Annotated in this window: 9 protein-coding genes; 4 read left to right on the forward strand and 5 right to left on the reverse strand. The window is 38.5% G+C overall.

Features of this window, described 5'->3' with window-relative positions; translation table 11 throughout:
* Positions 1-7 precede the first annotated feature (7 nt).
* From ACQQ5U_RS07820 to ACQQ5U_RS07840, 5 genes are all read right to left on the reverse strand, one after another.
* Positions 8-3,247 (reverse strand): VCBS repeat-containing protein, encoded by a 3,240-nt coding sequence (locus tag ACQQ5U_RS07820; protein ID WP_437396538.1) that lies wholly within the window; start codon positions 3,245-3,247, stop codon positions 8-10.
* Complete coding sequence (locus ACQQ5U_RS07825; protein WP_437396539.1) at positions 3,240-6,587, reverse strand: FG-GAP-like repeat-containing protein; 3,348 nt, start codon at positions 6,585-6,587, stop codon at positions 3,240-3,242. The genes ACQQ5U_RS07820 and ACQQ5U_RS07825 overlap by 8 nt, the downstream gene beginning before the upstream one ends.
* Positions 6,584-9,880, reverse strand: a complete 3,297-nt coding sequence (locus ACQQ5U_RS07830; RefSeq protein WP_437396541.1) for a VCBS repeat-containing protein — start codon at positions 9,878-9,880, stop codon at positions 6,584-6,586. Before ACQQ5U_RS07830 ends, ACQQ5U_RS07825 begins: the two co-directional genes overlap by 4 nt.
* A 173-nt stretch (positions 9,881-10,053) precedes the next feature.
* Complete coding sequence (locus tag ACQQ5U_RS07835) at positions 10,054-11,688, reverse strand: RagB/SusD family nutrient uptake outer membrane protein (protein WP_437396542.1); 1,635 nt, start codon at positions 11,686-11,688, stop codon at positions 10,054-10,056.
* Positions 11,689-11,699: 11 nt separating this feature from the next.
* Positions 11,700-14,768 carry a SusC/RagA family TonB-linked outer membrane protein gene (locus ACQQ5U_RS07840; RefSeq protein WP_437396544.1) on the reverse strand — a complete coding sequence of 1,023 codons (3,069 nt, stop codon included), beginning with the start codon at positions 14,766-14,768 and terminating at the stop codon, positions 11,700-11,702.
* Between the two features lie 371 nt (positions 14,769-15,139).
* On the opposite strand from ACQQ5U_RS07840, the gene ACQQ5U_RS07845 reads away from it, so the two are divergent.
* The 4 genes from ACQQ5U_RS07845 (at position 15,140) to ACQQ5U_RS07860 (ending at position 20,173) form a co-directional block, all read left to right on the forward strand.
* Complete coding sequence (locus tag ACQQ5U_RS07845) at positions 15,140-16,159, forward strand: LacI family DNA-binding transcriptional regulator (protein ID WP_437396546.1); 1,020 nt, start codon at positions 15,140-15,142, stop codon at positions 16,157-16,159.
* 29 nt (positions 16,160-16,188) lie between these two features.
* Positions 16,189-18,060 (forward strand): alpha-amylase family glycosyl hydrolase, encoded by a 1,872-nt coding sequence (locus tag ACQQ5U_RS07850; protein ID WP_437396548.1) that lies wholly within the window; start codon positions 16,189-16,191, stop codon positions 18,058-18,060.
* Positions 18,061-18,155: 95 nt separating this feature from the next.
* A complete protein-coding gene (locus ACQQ5U_RS07855; protein ID WP_437396550.1) occupies positions 18,156-18,908 on the forward strand; it encodes a glycerophosphodiester phosphodiesterase in 753 nt (250 codons plus the stop codon).
* Positions 18,908-20,173: an NAD(P)/FAD-dependent oxidoreductase gene (locus tag ACQQ5U_RS07860; protein ID WP_437396552.1), complete on the forward strand. Its 1,266-nt coding sequence runs from the start codon at positions 18,908-18,910 to the stop codon at positions 20,171-20,173. Before ACQQ5U_RS07855 ends, ACQQ5U_RS07860 begins: the two co-directional genes overlap by 1 nt.
* The last annotated feature ends 8 nt before the right edge of the window (positions 20,174-20,181 follow it).

Raw genomic sequence — 20,181 nt, forward strand, 5'->3', positions numbered from 1 at the left:
CTTGCTGTTACTTGTTGATTTTGTAGACTTGTGCCTTCTCGTTATTAAATATGGCTAACAAGTATTTTTGATTGTTGAGTATGATTGTTTTTAAATGTCGAATTGATTTTTTCGTGAAATCCAATCCTAGTTGGTTGCCCAAAACAATGTTGTTTTCACTTTTAATCAGGGCACCCGGAAACGAATCGAGTCTACCGTGGTATGGTTTTACCCCAAAATAATTACCTCCAAGTAATGCTTCGGTGCTGCCATCACCATCAAAATCATCTACTAAAAATGACATGATAGGAGATACTTGGAGTTCGTTTTTAAATGGGACAAAAGTGTAGTTACCCTTATCATTTCTTAAATAGCCCGATTTAAGTGTATTAACTTCCAATTTGGTGGATGCATCCAATACGTCCTCTCCAAATATTTCTTCTATGGTTTTACCGGCGAAAGACTTATAGGTAGTGTATTTCTTTTTTAGGTAAACCATCTGGGACGATAAGCCATCTAAAGTTTCTAGTGGATAGTATTTACCATCTTTCTCCATTGTTGTAACCGTTTCTGTTTGACCATTTTCATCAAAGTCGTTGAAATATAATTTCATTGGATGTTCTTCAGAGGCCTTGAACTTGGAATTTGTTCCCCAATTGCCCAAGAGATAATCCAAATCCCCATCCCCATCAATATCAAAGGCTTCAATGGCCTGCCACAATCCTTTTAGGTCTATTGGCTCTATTTCGGTAAAAGTTTCGTTATTCTGTTTTAAAAACTTTGGAGACATCCATTCTCCGATTATAATTAAATCGGTAATACCGTCACCATCAAAATCACTCCAAATAGCATCGGTAATCATGCCTTTTCCAAGCTTGTCAAAACTTTCTTTCTGTTTAAAAGTTCCATCCTCATTTACCAATAAGTATGAGCTGGCAGGAGCTCCAAACTTAGTTGTAATCGTATGTCCGCCAACAAAAACGTCCAAATCACCATCATTGTCAAAATCAAAAGGCCGTACTACAGATGAATTTTGATAGAATTCTGGAAACTCAGTATTGGTAAAAACAGAGTCTTTTTGAACATAATAAGCATCCAAAAGCGCACTGGATTTTCCATAGAAGTCACCACCTCCAGAGTTAATGATCAAATCATTTTTGCCATCATTGTTAAAATCAGCAATGGTGGCCGAAATATTTTCTCGAACGGAATCCTTCTGTAAATTTTTGAATTCTTTGTTTACAAAAACGGAATCTTGATTCATATAAACTTTGGAGGATCTATATTTAGATCCCCCGATAAAGACATCTTCTTTGCCATCACCATTTAAATCACCAATGGCCAATGCGGGTCCTCTATCGGAAATTTGATATGGAATCAATTTTTCACGGTTAAAGTCGGTGTAGTTGTCCTCTATATGCTCAAAATTCAGGCCCAGATTGTTTTCCACTATAGTAAAGCGTAACTTTTTTATTTTATGAAGGGAATTATAATCAAAAGGTTTAGTGTTATTTGGCTTCACCGTGATTGTTTGGTTTACAGGAACATTTTGTAAAAATTGATAGGTCTTATCGGGCCATATAATCTTTATGGAATCGATTTGCTCCGCATTTCGGTATCCAAAATGTATCATCGGCTCGGATGATGCTTGAAAACCACGAGTTGGGAAAAGTTCCTTGAATTGAAGTCCTTCTTCTGTATAGGAATACACTTTGGTTCCAATGCCAAACTTGTTCTTTCCGTTATATTTGAACTTTAGTTTTAAGTAATTTCCTTTGTCGTTTGTTTTGTTGATGTATAAAGATGCGGGCTGATTAATATTGTTCGTGACTAAATCCAAGTCCCCGTCGCCATCGAGATCACCTATGGCGGTAGCCCCAGAAATTAAAGTGTCTTTGGTAATCCATTTTTCGGACATATCCTTAAAATGCAGTTCCTTACTTCCTTTAAAAACATAGTTGTGTGCATTGCCGGATGGCATTAAATCCAACGCTTTTTGATCTACAAGTTTAGTGTTGTCAATCTTTTGTTGGATTTGTTCATTAGAAAGAAAATTGATAAAATCCAAGTCATTAGGTCTTTTCGGTATACCATTGGAAATAAACACATCTTGTTGACCATCGAGGTCATAGTCACCAAAAAGGGCACTCCAACTCCAGTCGGTTGCCGCAATCCCGCTCATCAAAGCAGTTTCCATGAAGTTTCCATCAGGTTGGTTCACATACAACATGTTTCTGGTAAACTGATAATGGTACCCAAAACGATTTATTCTCATTTTTTGGGTTTGGATATTATCATCACCTTCCGAGGATTTCAAGGCAACCTCATCTTCCGGAAGCATGTCCAATGATAGAAAATCGGGTCTACCATCATTATTGATGTCGGCTACATCGTTCCCCATGGAGAACCGAGAAGTATGTCCAAAATATTTTTTTAAACTTTCGGTGAAAGTGCCATCGCCATTGTTTAGGTAATAATAATCGTCTTCATGAAAATCGTTGCCTACGTAAATGTCTGGATATCCATCTTGATTAAAATCGGCAATGGCCAAACCTAACCCATAACCGTTGATGCCTCCATAGATACCAGCTTCTTCACTTACATTGATAAATTTGCCATTATCGTTGCGAAGTAACTTGTCTCCAGTTTCATATCGGCGTTCATATCTCAAATCAAAACGGCCAAAGGAGTTTTGGGTGTGTACGGCATGGTTAAGGAGGTACATGTCGAGGTCTCCGTCCAAATCATAATCAAAGAAAGTTGCGTTGGAACTGTACGAATCAAAGTCGAGCCCATATTTAGCAGCACTTTCGGTAAATGTATTATCCCCATTGTTGATATAGAGTTCGTTGAACCCATTAAACCCATTAATGCCCACCACAGCACAAACATAGATATCCAAGAGGCCATCACCGTTTACATCGGCCATAGTAGTTCCAGTATTCCAACTACTTTTGCCCTCTATTCCTGCGGCACCTGATATATCGTCAAACTTAAGATTGCCTTTATTCAGATATAATTTGTTTTTGACTTGGTTACCGGTAAAGAAAATATCGGGTAATCCATCATTGTTGATATCACCAATGGAGACACCACCACCGTTATAAAAATAAAGATAGTCCAAAATGCTCAGGTCTTTGGAAGTGGTGAGGGTATTGGTAAATTCCACACCGGTCTGCTGAGGTTCAGGATTTTCAAAAAGATTCCCTCCTTTTTTGCAGGAAACAACAAAAGTTGTCGCTAGTATTATGATTAGAAACCTATTCATTTAGGGCAAAAATCTTTGGTTTATTGTTGTTTATAGCGGCAATAACATATGTATTGCCATTTTTATCCTTGAACTGCCTTAGGTATTTTACTTCGTCCCTGATTTTAAAACCACTGGTTTCGTAGTCTTGCCATTTAAAACCTAGTTTTCCATCTCCTAACAACAGGTTCCCTTGGTTTGCATCCAAGCGTGAGAATTGTGGCTTGAACTCGAAGTTGTTTCCGGCCATTATCAAATCCATATTACCATCGTTGTTTACATCAGTGCAGGTGATATCGCATACACATGAAAGTTGTACTCTTGGGGGCAAATTCTTAATGATAAACTTACCGCCACCTTCGTTTATAGCAATTACGGATGCGGAGGTTTCAACTTTTTTTACGATGGATTTATCCATTACCTCTTTAGAAAATAGTTGTTGAATGGTTCGGCGGGCATAATCGGATGCCTTTAAGTTTTGTTTTTTAAGTGATGGCAATTGCTCCGTAAGTTCTCTTTTTTGATGAATTGGATAATCACCGCCATTTTCTTGCAAGGTCATGATTTGTTCAATGGTTCCGTTGTTATCATAGTCGTTGATATACATTTTCATTGGTGCATATTCCGTTGGCTTATAGTGGAGGTTTAAGCCTTGATTGCCCAATATCAGGTCTTGATCACCATCACCGTCCAAATCGGCTGTTTCCAGCGTATTCCACCATCCGTAAAGACTATCCAGCGAACTGTCCATTTTTGTCAATCTTCTTCCTGTATTTTTGTAAATTTTTGGAGTATCCCATTCTGCGGTTACTATTAAGTCTTTTTTGCCGTCTCCATCGATGTCCCTCCATTTGGAATCTGTAACCATTCCTGCATTTTTAAGATCATATCCTAACCGTTCGGTTACATTGTTAAAAGTGCCATCTCCCATATTTTCAAGAAGAAGATGATCTGGAGATATACCATAAACCCCTACCACACTTCGGGAACCTATAAAGAGATCCACATCTCCGTCGTTATCAAAGTCATATGGAGAAATAGTCGAAATGTTTTTAAATGTGGATGGCAATTCGTTTTCTGATTTTGAAAAGTTACCGTTGCCATCGTTTAAATATAGTCGAGCTCTGTAATTGCGTTGCATGTTGACGTCATTGCCACCGGAACCTACAACTAGATCAAGATCGCCATCACCGTCGGTGTCGAAAAAGGCAGCGGCTACATCTTCAAATTCATTATCCTCTTCAAAAACAGGGGTTTTCTTCGGAGCAACTTTTCCATTTCCATTATGAAGGTATATTGTTCCTGATTGCCCTTTTGCTCCACCAATAAAGAAATCTTCGTTTCCATCACCATTAATATCGCCAACAGCCAATGAAGGACCTTCTTGAGAAAGTTTGTGAGAGATTAGACCTTCATAGTCAAAATCGTTGTAATTATCTTCTTTATGTGCCGAAACCATATTGGTTTTCAATTCCTTTAAGAAAGAGTTTTTAGCTTTATTATTGGGTATTGTATAAGTCTCTGATGCATTGGAATGGTCTACGGTCAATACTTGATTGACCTCTACATTTTCTAGCTTTTGGGTAAGATTGTCCGGCCATACAATGCGAATGGAATCCAACTTATTGGATTTGCCCAATCCAAAGGTCATATCGTACTGAATGGAAGACTGAAAACCTCTTGATGGAATCAATTCTTGGTTTACGATATTACCATCAAAATAGAGCTTCGCCAAGGTACCCACTGCAAAAGGATTGGTTTTTGGCCCCTTAAATTTAATTTGAATATAATTGTTGTTTAACTGGGAATCGGTGTTGTTTTTATAGATAAAGGCGGGTGTGTTTACATTATTGATCACTAAATCCAAATCACCATCGTTGTCCAAATCTGCATAGGCGGCGCCATTGGAGCGAGATGGAAGTTCAAAGCCCCATTCTTTGTTGGCGTTTGTAAAAGAAATGTCACCATTGTTTTTGTATGCGTAATTAGGTTGCGGCTTAATCGGCATTTTATTGATAATGGAATCAATGGATTGTTTTTTTCCCGTCAATGCCATTTTTTGGACTATTTCGTTGGCAAAAAAGTCCACAAAATCCAAATCGGTAAGATCATGATTGATACCATTGGTTATAAAAATATCCTTAAGACCATCGTTGTCCATATCAAATATAAGTCCAGCCCAACTCCAATCGGTTGCATCAATCCCGCTGTAATAGGCTACTTCGGAGAATGTACCATTACCGTTATTAAGCTGCAAGGTGTTTTGGATATACTGTTGACCAAAATCTTTACTTTGTTTAAGATCAAAAATATTGTAGCCTTCAAACTCCATTATAGATTTTACCCTATGTTCTTTTTCTGGCAACATATCGGTAATAAAGATATCGTTGTGTCCATCATTGTTGATGTCCGCAATGTCAATACCCATGGCAGAAAGACTCAAATGTGATGTCCATTTCGTGATTTCTTCATTGAAAGTTCCATCTTGCTGATTAATGTAGAGGTAGTCCCTTTCATAAAAATCATTGGAGACGTAAATATCAGGATATAGGTCTCCGTTAAAGTCAGTAACCAGTACTCCCAAACCAAAACCAATCAGACTTCCGTAAATACCCGCATCCTCACTGACATCCACAAATTTACCGTTGTCATTACGTAGAAGCATATCTCCAACACCTTTAAAAATATCAGGAACCCCTTCCCAATCTTGTGCTCGCACATCTCGTTGTTCGGCATAACCAAGACTGCTCACGGGAATGTTGCTATTGTTTAGTATATAGGCATCCAAATCACCATCCTTGTCATAATCAAAGAATGAGGCATGCGTGGTAAACCCGGTTTTGGCCAGATTATATTCTTCCGCCTTTTCGGTAAAGGTTAAATCTCCATTGTTGATATAAAGATCATTATCGTGGTTGTTGCCTTCCATGTTTCCGGCATTAGAGACATAAATGTCAAGTAGTCCATCGTGATTAATATCTACCATAACGACTCCTGTGGACCATGGTTTGTTGCCCAAAACTCCAGCCTTTTCAGAAATATCCTCAAACTTAAGGTCTCCTTTGTTCAAATAGAGTCTATTGGGTTCCATGTTACCTGTAAGGTAAATGTCCTGTAGTCCATCATTATTTATATCCCCAATAGCAACGCCACCACCGTTATAGAAGTTACGGTACTTAAATATGTTGAAGTTTTTTTGGTTTTCGACCTTGTTAATGAAAGTAACGCCCGTTTTCTCGGGTTCCAATAGGGTAAAGAGCGTCTCTCTTTGCTCTTCTTCGATATGTTGAGCCCCCCCTTTGTCTTTACATCCCAATAGGGTTAGTAAAAGGAGGCATACTACTGTATATTTCAGTTTCATTTATTGTTGTGTTTTTTGACCAAAAAAATGGGAGCTTCATTATTTATCGTTATGATGAATTCCTCATTCCCATTAATGTTTATTTTTTCAATTTTTCTGGCTGCACCGGAAATTCCCATGTTTTGCTTCCAACTAATATTTCCGCTTTCGTCATTCTTCAATAAAAATCCGTGTGAAGCGTCCAATCTACCAAGTTGGGTGCTTATCTCAAAATTATTGCCTACCATTAATATTTCATTAATCTTTTCTTTATTGTTTTTTACCAAGTAAATATCGTTTACGGAAGAGGACTGTACTAAATGTGGTAATTGTTTTTTTGAGAACATGTTATTGCCATCATTTTCAAAATAGGAAGTGGCAAGTAAATATACCTTTCTTTTGGTGGCTTCTTTCAATTTATCAGCACCGAAAAGTTCTTCCAATGATGCTTTTGCGAAATCCTTGTAAAAGAGGAATTTTTTGTTCAAAAAGGGCATTTGTTTGGCAAGTTCATCCTTAGATGCGAAAGCTGTTTCGCGTTCACCATGAAAATGGGTCACTACAGTTTCAATGGAACCATTGCCGTCAAAGTCATTAATATAAAGGGTAATGGGCTTTTCAACAGAGGCGCCGAACTTAGTATTCAGTCCCCAGTTTCCTGCAAGGATATCCAAATCACCATCGTTGTCCATATCGGCTAGTTCAATACTATTCCACCAGCCATTGGTTTTCCCGAGACCATTGTTTTTCTGTTCTGCAAGTTGCTTACCGTTGTTAAGGAAGATAGTAATTGGGGACCAATGACCCGCAACCACCAGGTCATAAAACCCGTTTTGGTCAAGATCTTTCCAAACAAAATCCTTTATATTGCCGACATTGTTCAATTCTGGAGCGAAGGAAGGTGTTATTTCGTGGAATTTTCCAGTTCCATCATTTTCTAACAAAAATTGGGTGCTCTTAACACCAAATTTTGTGGGGACTGTATTTGAAACAATAAAAAGATCTAAATCCCCATCGTTGTCAAAATCAACGGCATCCACTTTGGATGCATTTACTTCGATTGTTGTGAAACTTTTTTCGTTCTTGGTAAACTTTCCATTCGTATTCAAATAGAGTCTAGGCCGTAGCGGTTTCCCATTGGTAAATTCGTTGCCGCCACTGACCACGATTAAATCAAGGTCTTCATCGTTATCAATATCTGCAAAGACTTGATCAATATCTTCATTAATTGCATCCTCGTTAAAAACCTCTGTTTGGTATGAATTAAAGTTACCCTTGTTATCTTGAAGAAATAATTTTGATGCCTGCTTTTTACCCCCGCATATAAAAATATCGTCCAGTCCATCTTTATTGATGTCCACTACAGCGGTTGATGGGCCTTCATTGGAATAAGCAAAAGGTATGAGAGGATTTCGGTCAAAATCCAGACTTGGATATTCTTTATGGACAAAATCGAAGTCTTTTTTAGGGCTGTTAAAATATGAGTTTAAGGTATCCTTATGGGTATAATAGTTTCCGGATGCATTGGAATACGAAACTTTCAGAATTTGATTGGCTTTCACCTTTTTTATAGTTTGAAACTTACCTTTGGGCCATATAATTTGGATGGAATCTATGATGGAGTCCTTTCCAAGTCCAAAATTTAAGCTATTGTCTTTAGCGGACATAAACCCACGTGTAGCAATGTTCTCCTGTACTGATATCCCTTTGTTGTTGTATACAATTGCCTTTGCTCCTATGCCGAACTTATTTTTTTCGCTACCATCAAACTTGATTTTTATGAAATTTCCCTCGTCTAGGGTATTTTCCATTATAAATGCTTTTTGGTTTACATTGTTTACCACCAAATCCAAATCTCCATCGTTATCCAAATCTGTATAAACGCTGCCGTTACTGTAAGAGTCAATCTGTGGTCCCCAAGCTTTTGTAACATTGTTGAAATTTGTACCGCCTTTATTTTGATAAAAATAATTCTGTACTTTTTTCTTAGGTAACCGGTCAATAAGTTCCATATCCTTATCGGATAATCCTTTTTCTATGCTTTGTTGAATCTCTTCGTTTGATATGTAATTAATATAATCCATATCATTGGTGACCCCTTGAATACCATTAGAAATAAAGAGGTCTTTAAAACCATCATTGTCATAATCGGCAAATAGGGCTCCCCAAGACCATTCGGTGGCTTCTATACCACTTAAATTGGCAATTTCTCCAAAATTTTCGTCACCCAGGTTCAAATGGAGTGCATTTTGCATGTATTGTGGAGCAAAACCATTTTTTAAATATTGTTGGTATACAGGATACGCATATTCTAATCCTGATGTTTTATATGTTTCTAAATCCTCTGGGAGCATATCTAATGATAAAATATCCGAAAGGCCATCGTTGTTGATGTCAGCTATATCGTTTCCCATAGAAAAGTGGGTCGTGTGTCCCAGTTTTTTGTCATCACGGGAAATTATTTCTTTAAAAGTGCCATCTTTTTGATTGATATAGAGGTAATCGTTTTCAAAGAAATCGTTACCGATATAAATGTCTGGATAGCCGTCGTTGTTAATATCGCTTATAGCAAGTCCTAAACCATACCCTATAGTTCCTTGGAAGATCCCGGCTTCTTTGGAAACGTTAAGATAACTGCCGTTTTCATTTTTAAATAGTATGTCGCCGGACATGGAGTCCACGATTTTACGTTTTGCGCCTTTACCATAGGATCGGTTTGGGTTAACGGAATGGTTCATCAGATATATATCCAGGTCACCATCTAAGTCATAATCGAAAAATGCTGCTTGGGTTGAATAACCTATAAAATCCAATCCATACTTTGAGGCCTTTTCTTTGAAAATAGGGACACCTTTCTCATTATTCCCTTGATTGATGTATAGTAGGTTTTGTCCACGTATAGAACCATGATCGCCTACTTTACAAACATAAATATCCAAAAGTCCATCGTTATTTACATCGGCATGGGTAACACCGGTTGTCCATCCTGATTCATTGATGAGGTTGGAAGTTTCGGTAACATCATTAAAGGTAAGGTTGCCCTGGTTTAGATAAAATTTATCCTGTCCCTGATTTGATGTGAAATAGAGATCTACAAGACCATCACCGTTAAAATCTCCCGCGGCAACGCCTGCACCATTATAAAAATAAAGATAGTTCAGTATGTTGAGTTCAGGAGTTTGCTCTAAACGATTACTAAAGTTTATTCCTGTATCCTTGAAATTTTTTAGAACGAACAAGGTATTTTGGTCTTCTTTATTGCAACTTGTCAATATAAGACCAAACCAAAAAATAATCCGGAGTACTTTTCTCATCTCAACCATCAATAACGGGGGATAATATAAATATTTCTATGTCTTAAGAAGTTATAGAAATGGTTAATCTTTTTCTAAGGAAAAATTAATAAATGATTAATACGATTTATAAGAAAAGGAAAGACCACCGATCGGTGGTCTTTCATATATAAAACAGCTTAAACTTTGAATTGTTAGTAGCCTGGGTTCTGAACCAAATTAGGGTTAAGAATAAGTTGGGCAGATGGAATTGGGAACAATTGGCGATCTGCATTGCCTACGGCTGCATCTTCTTTGAACTCCCAATCTTTGGTGTACTGTCCAAAACGAATCAAATCGTTTCTTCTCCAACCTTCGGTGTATAGTTCACGAGCTCTTTCGTCCAAAAGATCTTGTTCGGTTACCGAACCTAGTGGAGCGGCACCTCTAATTGTTCTCAATTCATTAATCATTGAAGTTGGGTCGCCACCACTTCTCATCATAGCTTCAGCTTTCATCAAATATGCATCTGAATATCTAAAAAAGATGATATGATTAGCAAATGCTCCATCTCTTGGATTGTATTTAATAACACGAATACCTGTTACCTCATTATTATCTACAAGACTTGGTTGTCCATCTATAGCACTGAAGAATTCTCTTGTAAAAGAAAGTGGGTTACCACCTCTATCTTCCAAAGCGGCACCGTTAGGCCCATATTGTTGACCAATCAAGAATCCATATCCTACGTTTGAACCGTCAACGATACCATCACTGTTATCGTCGGTTCCATAACTACCATCATAGGCTATTCCTCCTTCGGTTGGAACAAATCCTCTACGCTCTTCTTGGTTATCACTCAATGTACCATTGTTAAGACCACGGTTATTATCGGCGTTTCCTTCAAACAAATCGTAGAACTCCGCTAGGGTACTGAAACCATTCCAGCCTCCTCCACCTAGCTCGGTAGAATTATAGTGTAATGTATTGAATATTCTAGCTCCAGCTGAGGTTTGTGCGTACCAAATTGTTTCTGTATCACCTCCTGGTACAAAAATGTCAAAATAATCTGAAGCCAATTCATATCCATCATTCTCAATTGCATTAACAAGGGAAATCACTTCATTCATATCCGCTGAAGCTGCAGATCCAGAACCATTGTAGACATGTCTGTTCAAAAGTACTTTGGCTTTAAGGAAACGAGCAGCTGCTTTGGTCGCTCTAAAATTATCGTCACCTGCTGCTGACGCTGGAAGGTTGGAAATGGCATTGTCCAAATCACTTATGATAAAGGCAACTGCATCTTCACCAGTAAATACATCTGGGTCGGCTAAAGGGTCTGCAGCTTCGGTGTCTCTATAAGGAACTTGTCCAAAATTGTCCAAGATTACAAACATTGCCAAACCTCTCAAAAATGAGGCATGACCTATTGCCTCGCTGGAAGAAGCAGATCTAGAATCTAAAACTTCGCTAGCGCTCAATTGTAGACCATTCCATTCGTTCCACACACCTAAAATGTAAGAGTGTTCTGGAGTCCAAGAATGCTGGTGTAATTGTCTCCATATACCGTTATCTCCCCAATCGGATCCTCTTGTAGGAACCAAAAGAGCATCTGTGGTAACTTCGTTAAGGGCGTACAGGTTAGCTTGTGTGCCAAAATACCCATTTACATCATTGTACATTGCGGTTACCTGGCTTGAAGCCGCCTCAGCGGTTTGTATACCGGTAAACCCGTCATCTAGTAGCGAATCCGTTGGCTCTACCTCCAAATCCGTACAGGAAGTTAGTAAAAGCCCTACGAACAAGCTGAGAGAAAAATATTTGTTCGCTTGTTTTATAAATTTTTTCATTGCTTTTTTTTTTAAAATTTAGCGTTGATACCCAATGTTATAGTTCTTGGTCTTGGGAAAGCAGTATAATCTATACTGGCACTAGGTATTCCTGTACCTAGGTCACCGGTAGTAGATGATACTTCTGGGTCTAGACCGCTATAGTCTGTAATCAAGAACAAGTTTTGTCCTGTTAAAGATAACCTTAAGCTCTTAAAAGCGCCATCGCCACTTAGAGGGACGTTATATCCTACACTGGCGTTTTGCAACCTTACAAAATCACCGCTCTCCAAATATAATGTTGAAACTTCTTGACTTACGTTCGTATCCAAAGCTCTTTGGGTAACGTTTCTTGTGGTCTCAAAGGTTGGACGGTTCAAGAATGCATTTGCCGTGTTGTTGTACACAGAGAATCCAAACTGACCGGTAAAATAAGCGGATGCATCCCAATTCTTAACTCTAAGGTTAAGGGAAAGACCTGCGTTTACATCAGGTAGGCCATCTTCGCCCACAAAATCCTTTTCATCAGGGTTGAAGTTATCTTCTGAATATTCTGCCATGTAGAAAGAAAATAGTGATCTTCCTTCTCCCAATCGCTGAGCGAAGGCGTCAGTTAGTCCAGGACCATTCAAAGCACCAAAGTTAGCGGTAACTCCATTCAATCCTTCTACGGTATTTTTGTTGTACGCAATATTAAAGGAGGAAGAGAATGTAACATCTTCCATTTGGATGAAATCATAGTTCAAAGCAACCTCAACTCCTTGGTTGATAATAGTTCCGTCTTCCAAGTTTTTGAAAACAAATGGGTCGGCGGCTGGTGCAGCAGCTCCTTGTCTAAACAATAGATCGTATGTTTCTTTTCTATAGAAATCCACAGAACCGCTGAAACGGTCTAGGTTAAAACCAAAATCCAAACCAATGTTTACATCCAAAGTGGACTCCCATTTAAGGTCTGGGTTTTGTACTGCTACGGTTTGTGCACCGGGTCTTAAAATCTCACCACTGTCGCTAATGCCTGGTTGTGCAAAACGAACCCTTCTCAGGTAGTTTGCGTACCCAAGTCCTTCTTGGTTACCTGTAATACCAGCACCCAATCTCAATTTCAATGTTGAAATATTGTCTCCTATGAAATCTTCTTCGTTGATTTTCCAAGCAAAGGCACCGGAGGGGAAGTAACCATACTGATTACTACCACCAAACTTGGAAGAACCATCAGCTCTTACTGTGGCAGTAAACAAGAACTTATCGTTCAAACTATAATTCGCTCTTGCAAAGAACGATTGAAGTTCATCAGTGTTATCAAAAGTGTCTACCCAAACTGAAGTGTAAGCGCCAGAGGAAACACCTAAACTAGCTGTATCATCAAATGGGTTGATGCTATTTACGAAAGTACCGTTTGGCGCATAACCTGCTTGTTGGTACCGTCCATTGATACTGGATCTTATGTTATTGACATCTTCAATCAAAAGATCGCCCATCTCATTAAGATCTGTTGTTGGTGCTTGCCAACCTTGTGAGTTAAAGCCTTTTCTTTGGAAATCCTGGAAGGAATAACCTACAATAACATCCAAGGATGAATTATCGAAATCCTTTTTGTAATTAAGGGTACCTTCCAATAATTTACTTGTTGCATTCAAAGTATTGTAAGCTGTTTGACCATTTCCGGTAACTCGGTTGAAGTTGTTTGCTTTTCCTGATATGGAGGAAATTGCCTCCGCATCCGAATCATCATAACCAACACTAACTTTTGCAGTCAATTCAGGAGTTAAATCATACTCTGCTGAGAAATTAATTAAAGCACGATCGGTATGTGTTACAGATTGGAAGTTTGTTAGGTAGTTAGCAGGGTTCAATTGATTTCCTTCTAGGAAAAAAGATGAACTTGCTGGCCACGTTGGGTTTGCGGAATAAGCCGCACCAATTAAGTTTCCACTTGCACCGGAAGTGCCACTAATAGGAGGTGCATCATCATTAACTCTGGAAACTGAAGCCTGAAGGGTCAACCTTAATTTGTCATCTAAAAAGCGTTGGCTGGCATTAATTCTACCAGTAATACGCTCTTGTGCTGATTTTTCTATTACACCAAATTGTTTTCCGTAAGAAAACGTGGCTCTAACATTACCACTACCATAGTTTCTTGAGTAAGAAAGGTTTTGGTTTTGTGAAGCAACTGTCCTTGTAATATAATCTTGCCAATTGGTGTTGTAACCATAATCACTTGCATCTGCAATCGCTTGACTTCTTTCTGTCGCGGTTGTTGATAAAAACTTGTTCCTATCAAAAAGATCGTAATCATTGGCTGGAGTAGAAATACTTAAATTGGAACTGAATTCCCAAACACCACCTGAACCGGCTTTACCACTTTTAGTGGTAATAATTACAACACCATTGGCTCCACGAGAACCATAAATGGCAGTTGCAGAAGCGTCCTTAAGAATGGACATGCTTTCAATGTCATTAGGGTTGATAAAGTTCAGAGGGTTTCTAGTTGCGTTACTTCCGTTGATTACATCACCTCCCGATGGCGTGGTAGATTCACCTGATAATGGCACTCCATCTACAACAAAAAGAGGATTGTTATTGGAACGGATGGAATTGGAACCTCTAATTCTAAGGTTTACCCCAGATCCTGGTTCACCACTTGCTTGGGTGATTTGTACACCAGCTGTCTTACCCTGAATCAATTGTTCAGGTGAAGCGATGACCCCTCCGTTAAAATCCTCAGAGGTAACCGCGGCAACAGAACCGGTTGCATCTTTTACGGTAGTTTGTCCGTAACCGATAATTACAACTTCATCCAAAGCTTGTGCATCTTCTTCCAAGGCAACGTTAATGGTAGATTGGCCATTTACCGCGATTTCTACGGTTTTATAACCAATGTAACTAAAAACCAAAGTGGCAGTGTCCCCAACATCATTAAGGGTGTAGTTACCATCGAAATCGGTTTGCGTACCATTGGTAGTACCTTTTACCAATACGCTTGCCCCTGGCAACGGCCCGTTTGCATCCGAAACGGTACCTGATACTGTCTGAGCCTTTGCCAACCCAAAGCATAAAAATGCTCCAAGCAACAAAAAGCTTTTTAGTAGCGTAATCTTCATAAATAATTAATTTTAAGTTTAGTTAATTTTAATTCAAGTGTTAAACATATATAAAAAAAAGGTTAACCGAAATTTAAGTATATTGTAAAATACAACGAAAACGGTTTCGTGTTAATAACTTTGAGAAGTGTAGGTATGACAATACTTAAATAGTTAGTTTGTTATAATCTCAAAAAAAGAATCGCGAACTGCGAATTCAGCAATATAGCTACTAATATAGGAATTTTATTTTTTGGATAGGTTCTTTTGTTTGTTGAAAATATTAGGAAGCTTTTATTTAGGTTTTGTTAAAAAGTATAATTTTTACGTAACCTTGAATCTATATTGAGTAATTTACACATTGAAATTAACGTTCCTTAAAAATTTCATAATTGAAAGCAAAGATTACCCTGAAAGATATAGCCAGAGAACTTGAAGTCTCGATTTCTACAGTTTCCAAAGCACTTAAGAATAGTGAGGAAATTAGTAGAGACACTAAAGAAAAGGTGCAAGCTTTCGCAAAACTTTATAACTACAAGCCCAATAATATTGCCATTAGTTTAAAGAACAAGCGAACCAAGAATATTGGGGTCGTAATTCCCGACATTGTCCACCACTTTTTTACAACGGTAATTCGTGGTATTGAGAAATACGCAAATGCACGGGGATATAATGTTATCGTTTGTCTTTCCGAGGAATCATTTGATAAAGAGGTCATCAATATGGAGATGTTGACCAATGGTAGTATAGATGGATTTATTATGTCACTTTCCTCTGAAACCCAGGAAAAAGGAGACTATAATCACTTAAAAGAGGTTACAGAACAGGGTATACCCGTAGTGCTCTTTGATCGAATTACGCATGAGGTTGATTGTGACAAAGTCATTATCGATGATGAACTTGGGGCCTATCAAGCCACCAAAAAATTTATTGACCAAGGTAAAAAGCGAATTGCCCTTATTACCACGGACGATTACTTGAGTGTTAGTAAAGCCCGTACAAAAGGATATCTTAAAGCACTGGAAGAAAGTGTGTTAGGTGTTGACGAATCCATGGTGTTGAAAATGCCTTCCATGGAAATGGATGAAATGGCTATTAAAACATTTTTGAATAAAAAAGAACCCGATGCCGTTTTATGCGTAAACGAAATCTTTGCCGTATATAGCATGAGATTGGTTCAGGAAAAAGGGCTTAAAATTCCTGAGGATATATCATTTATCGGTTTTACCGATGGCGTTTTGTCCAAATATGCCAATCCTAGTCTTACCGTTGTTGCTCAACACGGAGAGAAAATGGGAGAAGTTTCCGCAAAAATGTTGATCGATAAGGTAGAAAGTGAAGCCGAGGAAGAAACCTATCAAACCAGAATACTGGAACCTACATTGGTAATCAGGGATTCCATAGCACATTAATTCGAGCATCAAAATTTCTTATACATAGGATGAAAACAAATCGTATCCTGACTTTTTTGATTGTACTCGCCACGTTATCTTCGTGTAAGCAACAAACCGATCAAAAGTCTGCCCCTCCACAAATGAAAAAGAAAGAAGTAGTCTATCAGGTATTTACCCGCTTATTTGGAAACACCAATTCCACCAATAAACCTTGGGGTACCATTGAAGAAAACGGAGTGGGCAAGTTTGCGGATTTTTCAGATAAAGCCTTGTCCGAGATAAGGGATTTGGGAGTAACCCATATTTGGTATACCGGAGTACCACATCATGCCGTAATAAACGATTACACCACTTATGGTATTTCCAATGATGATCCAGATGTGGTTAAAGGTAGGGCAGGTTCTCCTTATGCAGTAAAGGACTATTATAATGTAAACCCCGATCTAGCTACCGACCCATCAAAACGATTGGAAGAATTCAAAGCTTTGATTAAAAGAACCCATAATGCCGGTTTGAAAGTAATCATCGATATCGTGCCCAATCACGTGGCGAGAAATTATGAAGGGCTCACCAACCCAGAGGGCGTAGAAGATTTTGGAGCCAATGATGACACGAACAAGAAATATGATGTAAACAATAACTTCTATTACATCCCTGGTGAAGCATTCCAAGTTCCAGAATGGCAGGATGGATATTTGCCATTGGGAGGTGAGAAAAATAGATTGGCTGATTCTAAATTTCGGGAGGTTCCCGCGAAGTGGACAGGAAATGGTTCACGGTTGGCGCAACCACATTTTAATGACTGGTACGAAACCGTAAAAATCAATTATGGCGTTCGTCCAGATGGCACCAAGGACTTTAACGAACTGCCAGAAGAATACCGTCAAAAAGATTATAAAGTCCATTACGAATTTTGGAAAGAAAAAACGCTTCCTGACTCTTGGTACAAATTTAAGGACATAACGCAATATTGGTTGGATTTTGGAGTGGATGGTTTCCGTTTTGATATGGCCGAAATGGTACCTGTGGAATTTTGGAGCTATCTCAATTCCAATATCAAAATGAAAAATCCAGATGCCTTTTTATTGGCAGAAGTATACAATCCGGATTTGTACCGTGATTATATCCATCAAGGTAAAATGGATTACTTATATGATAAGGTAGAACTTTACGACAGTATCAAGCATATCATGAAGGGTTATGGGTGGACAGACCATATACCTGTGGTGCAAAAAGGGATGGCAGACATAGAGCATCACATGCTCCACTTCTTGGAAAACCATGATGAACAGCGTATCGCTAGTCCCGATTTTGCGGGTAATGCCCTATTGGGAAAACCGGCCATGGTGGTTTCCGCGACGATAAGCACTTCTCCCACTATGATTTATTTTGGACAAGAAGTGGGTGAGCCCGGGGCAGAAAATGCCGGATTTGGTCAACCGACTCGAACTTCTATTTTCGATTATGTTGGAGTGCCGCACCACCAAAGATGGGTGGACAACAAAAAGTTTGATGGTGGCCAATTATCCAAAGAGGAAAAAAGTTTAAGGGATTTCTACAAACGACTTTTGAATTTCACTATAAATAGTGAAGGTTTGATGGGCGAGTACCAAGAAATTCATTTTTATAATAAAGATAATACCGAAGGATACGACCATCGGGTACTTTCCTATGTAAGATGGTCCACTAATGAAAAAATCATCATCCTATCCAATTTTGATGAAAACAAAAGCTATTCCTTCGATTTCAAAATACCTGAAGATATAATCGCAAAATGGCAGTTAGCGGATGGTGAATATCCGTTGACAGAAGAACTTTACGGAGAAGCAAAAAAATACATGACGGTACATAATGGGCAAGGTCAAATTCCAGTAGAATTAGAACCGCTCCAATCTTATATTTTCAAGGTTTTAAAATAAACCGTTTCAAAACAAGTGTAATTTGTGTCATCCTAAAATTTGATTCATTTTTTTCATTTGCAAATTGTATTTTTAGCATCCAAAACCGAACCAAAATGAAGAAAAACTTACTCATTGCTCTTGGAGCTGTTCTACTTTTAACTAGTTGTGAAATGACTAAATCAAAACCATTGGTAATTGGGCATCGAGGAGCCATGGGTCACGAGACTGAAAATACATTGGCATCGGTTCAGAAAGCCATGGATCTTGGCGTTGATATGATTGAAATCGATGTGTTTAAAATCAAAAGTGGAGAAATAGTTGTTTTTCATGATGAAACCGTTGACAGATTGGCCAACTCAGGAGGCAATATTGAAGAATATAATATTGTACAAGTCAAACAACTTACTTTGGATGGAGGGCATAAAATCCCTATGCTTCAAGACGTTTTAAAACTGATTAACAATCAGGTAGCCCTGAACATAGAACTTAAAGGTGCGGATACGGCGGATAGGGTAAACCAAATTGTAGAGTATTATACAAAAAATAAAGGTTGGATTCCGGAGAATATCATTATATCCAGTTTTAAATGGGATGAGCTCAAAACAATGAGGGAGAAAAACAAAGATATTCAGATTGCTGTTTTAACGGAAAAGAATCCACAGGAAGCAATTGAAGTGGCCAAAGAACTTAATGCGGTTGCTATAAATCCAAACTTTAATACACTTACCAAGGAAAACACCTCAAAAATCCAAAGCGAAGGATTAAAAGTGTATACATGGACGGTAAACGAACCCGAGGACATTCAAAAAATGATTGCGTTAGGGGTCGATGGCATTATTACCAATTATCCGGAACGTGTGAATTAATGTTCGATGTCATAATAGTAGGGGGAGGTGCTGCCGGATTCTATGCGGCTATTCAAATTGCGGAACTTTCACCCGAGCTTAAGATCGCTATTTTTGAAAGAGGTAAAACGGTACTTTCCAAAGTTAAGGTTTCTGGAGGTGGACGTTGCAATGTGACCCACGGTGAATTTTTGCCAAAAGAATTGGCGACCAATTACCCGAGGGGCGAAAAGGAACTTTTAGGCCCTTTTCATAAGTATGCTCCTATGGACGTAATGGCCTTTTTTGAGGAAAAGGGAGTTCCTCTAAAGATTGAAGAAGATGGCCGCATTTTTCCCAAAAGTGATTCCTCTCAAAGTATAATAGATTGTTTGGTCGGTGAAGCCAATCGTTTAGGTATACAGGTTTTAAAAAATAGTTCGGTTAAAACAATAGGTAAAATAGAAGAAGGCTGGCAGGTAACCACCATGAACAAGCACTATCAAGCCAAAAAAATAATGCTCGCCACAGGCAGTAATCCCAAAATATGGAAACAGTTGGAAAACTTAGGGCACCATATCATACCTCCTGTACCTTCGCTATTTACATTTAATATTAACGATGCAAGAATTAAGGGAATCCAAGGGTTGAGCACTTATGCTACTGTTGAAGTGATGCCAAAGAAAACCTTCAATACCGACAAAAAAGCGTTAAATCTAAAAAGTAGACACAAGGACGAAGCTGTGCTTTACGCCGATGGTCCACTCTTGATAACACATTGGGGTTTAAGCGGTCCTGCCATTTTAAAACTCTCTGCCTGGGGTGCAAATATCCTTCACGATTATAATTATACTTTTAAAATCAAAGTGAATTGGCTTCCTGAATATAGTACAGAATCCATGGAAGCCTTTCTAAAGGAATTGAAAGGAGTCGAAGCCAAAAAAACAGTGATGCGCACCAATGTAACCGAACTTCCAAAACGCTTGTGGATGCGCTTGGTAGAAGCTGCGAACATTGAACCTAATGAACGCTGGGCGGACATTAAAAAAGAGCAACTTCAAGGGTTGGCCGAACAATTGACGGCTTCATCATTTAAAGTAGAAGGGAAAAGTACCTTCAAAGAAGAATTCGTTACCGCTGGTGGTGTGGATTTAAAAGAAATCAATTTTAAGACATTTGAAAGCAAATTGCACCCCAACCTATACTTTGCAGGCGAAATCATTAATATAGATGCCATTACAGGGGGATTCAATTTTCAAAATGCATGGACTGGAGCTTATATTGCCGCACAGGCCATTACTTCCTAAAGGAAATA

This window comes from Flagellimonas lutimaris, from assembly GCF_051494225.1.
Taxonomy (GTDB): Bacteria; Bacteroidota; Bacteroidia; order Flavobacteriales; family Flavobacteriaceae; genus Flagellimonas; species Flagellimonas lutimaris_A.

What these genes read in the sequence shown, in the direction of transcription:
- ACQQ5U_RS07850 (WP_437396548.1), top strand. Translation starts at nt 16,189, where the DNA reads ATGAAAACAAATCGTATCCTGACTTTTTTGATTGTACTCGCCACGTTA.
- ACQQ5U_RS07855 (WP_437396550.1), top strand. Translation starts at nt 18,156, where the DNA reads ATGAAGAAAAACTTACTCATTGCTCTTGGAGCTGTTCTACTTTTAACT.
- ACQQ5U_RS07860 (WP_437396552.1), top strand. Translation starts at nt 18,908, where the DNA reads ATGTTCGATGTCATAATAGTAGGGGGAGGTGCTGCCGGATTCTATGCG.
- ACQQ5U_RS07840 (WP_437396544.1), bottom strand. Translation starts at nt 14,768, where the DNA reads ATGAAGATTACGCTACTAAAAAGCTTTTTGTTGCTTGGAGCATTTTTA.
- ACQQ5U_RS07825 (WP_437396539.1), bottom strand. Translation starts at nt 6,587, where the DNA reads ATGAAACTGAAATATACAGTAGTATGCCTCCTTTTACTAACCCTATTG.
- ACQQ5U_RS07830 (WP_437396541.1), bottom strand. Translation starts at nt 9,880, where the DNA reads ATGAGAAAAGTACTCCGGATTATTTTTTGGTTTGGTCTTATATTGACA.
- ACQQ5U_RS07820 (WP_437396538.1), bottom strand. Translation starts at nt 3,247, where the DNA reads ATGAATAGGTTTCTAATCATAATACTAGCGACAACTTTTGTTGTTTCC.
- ACQQ5U_RS07835 (WP_437396542.1), bottom strand. Translation starts at nt 11,688, where the DNA reads ATGAAAAAATTTATAAAACAAGCGAACAAATATTTTTCTCTCAGCTTG.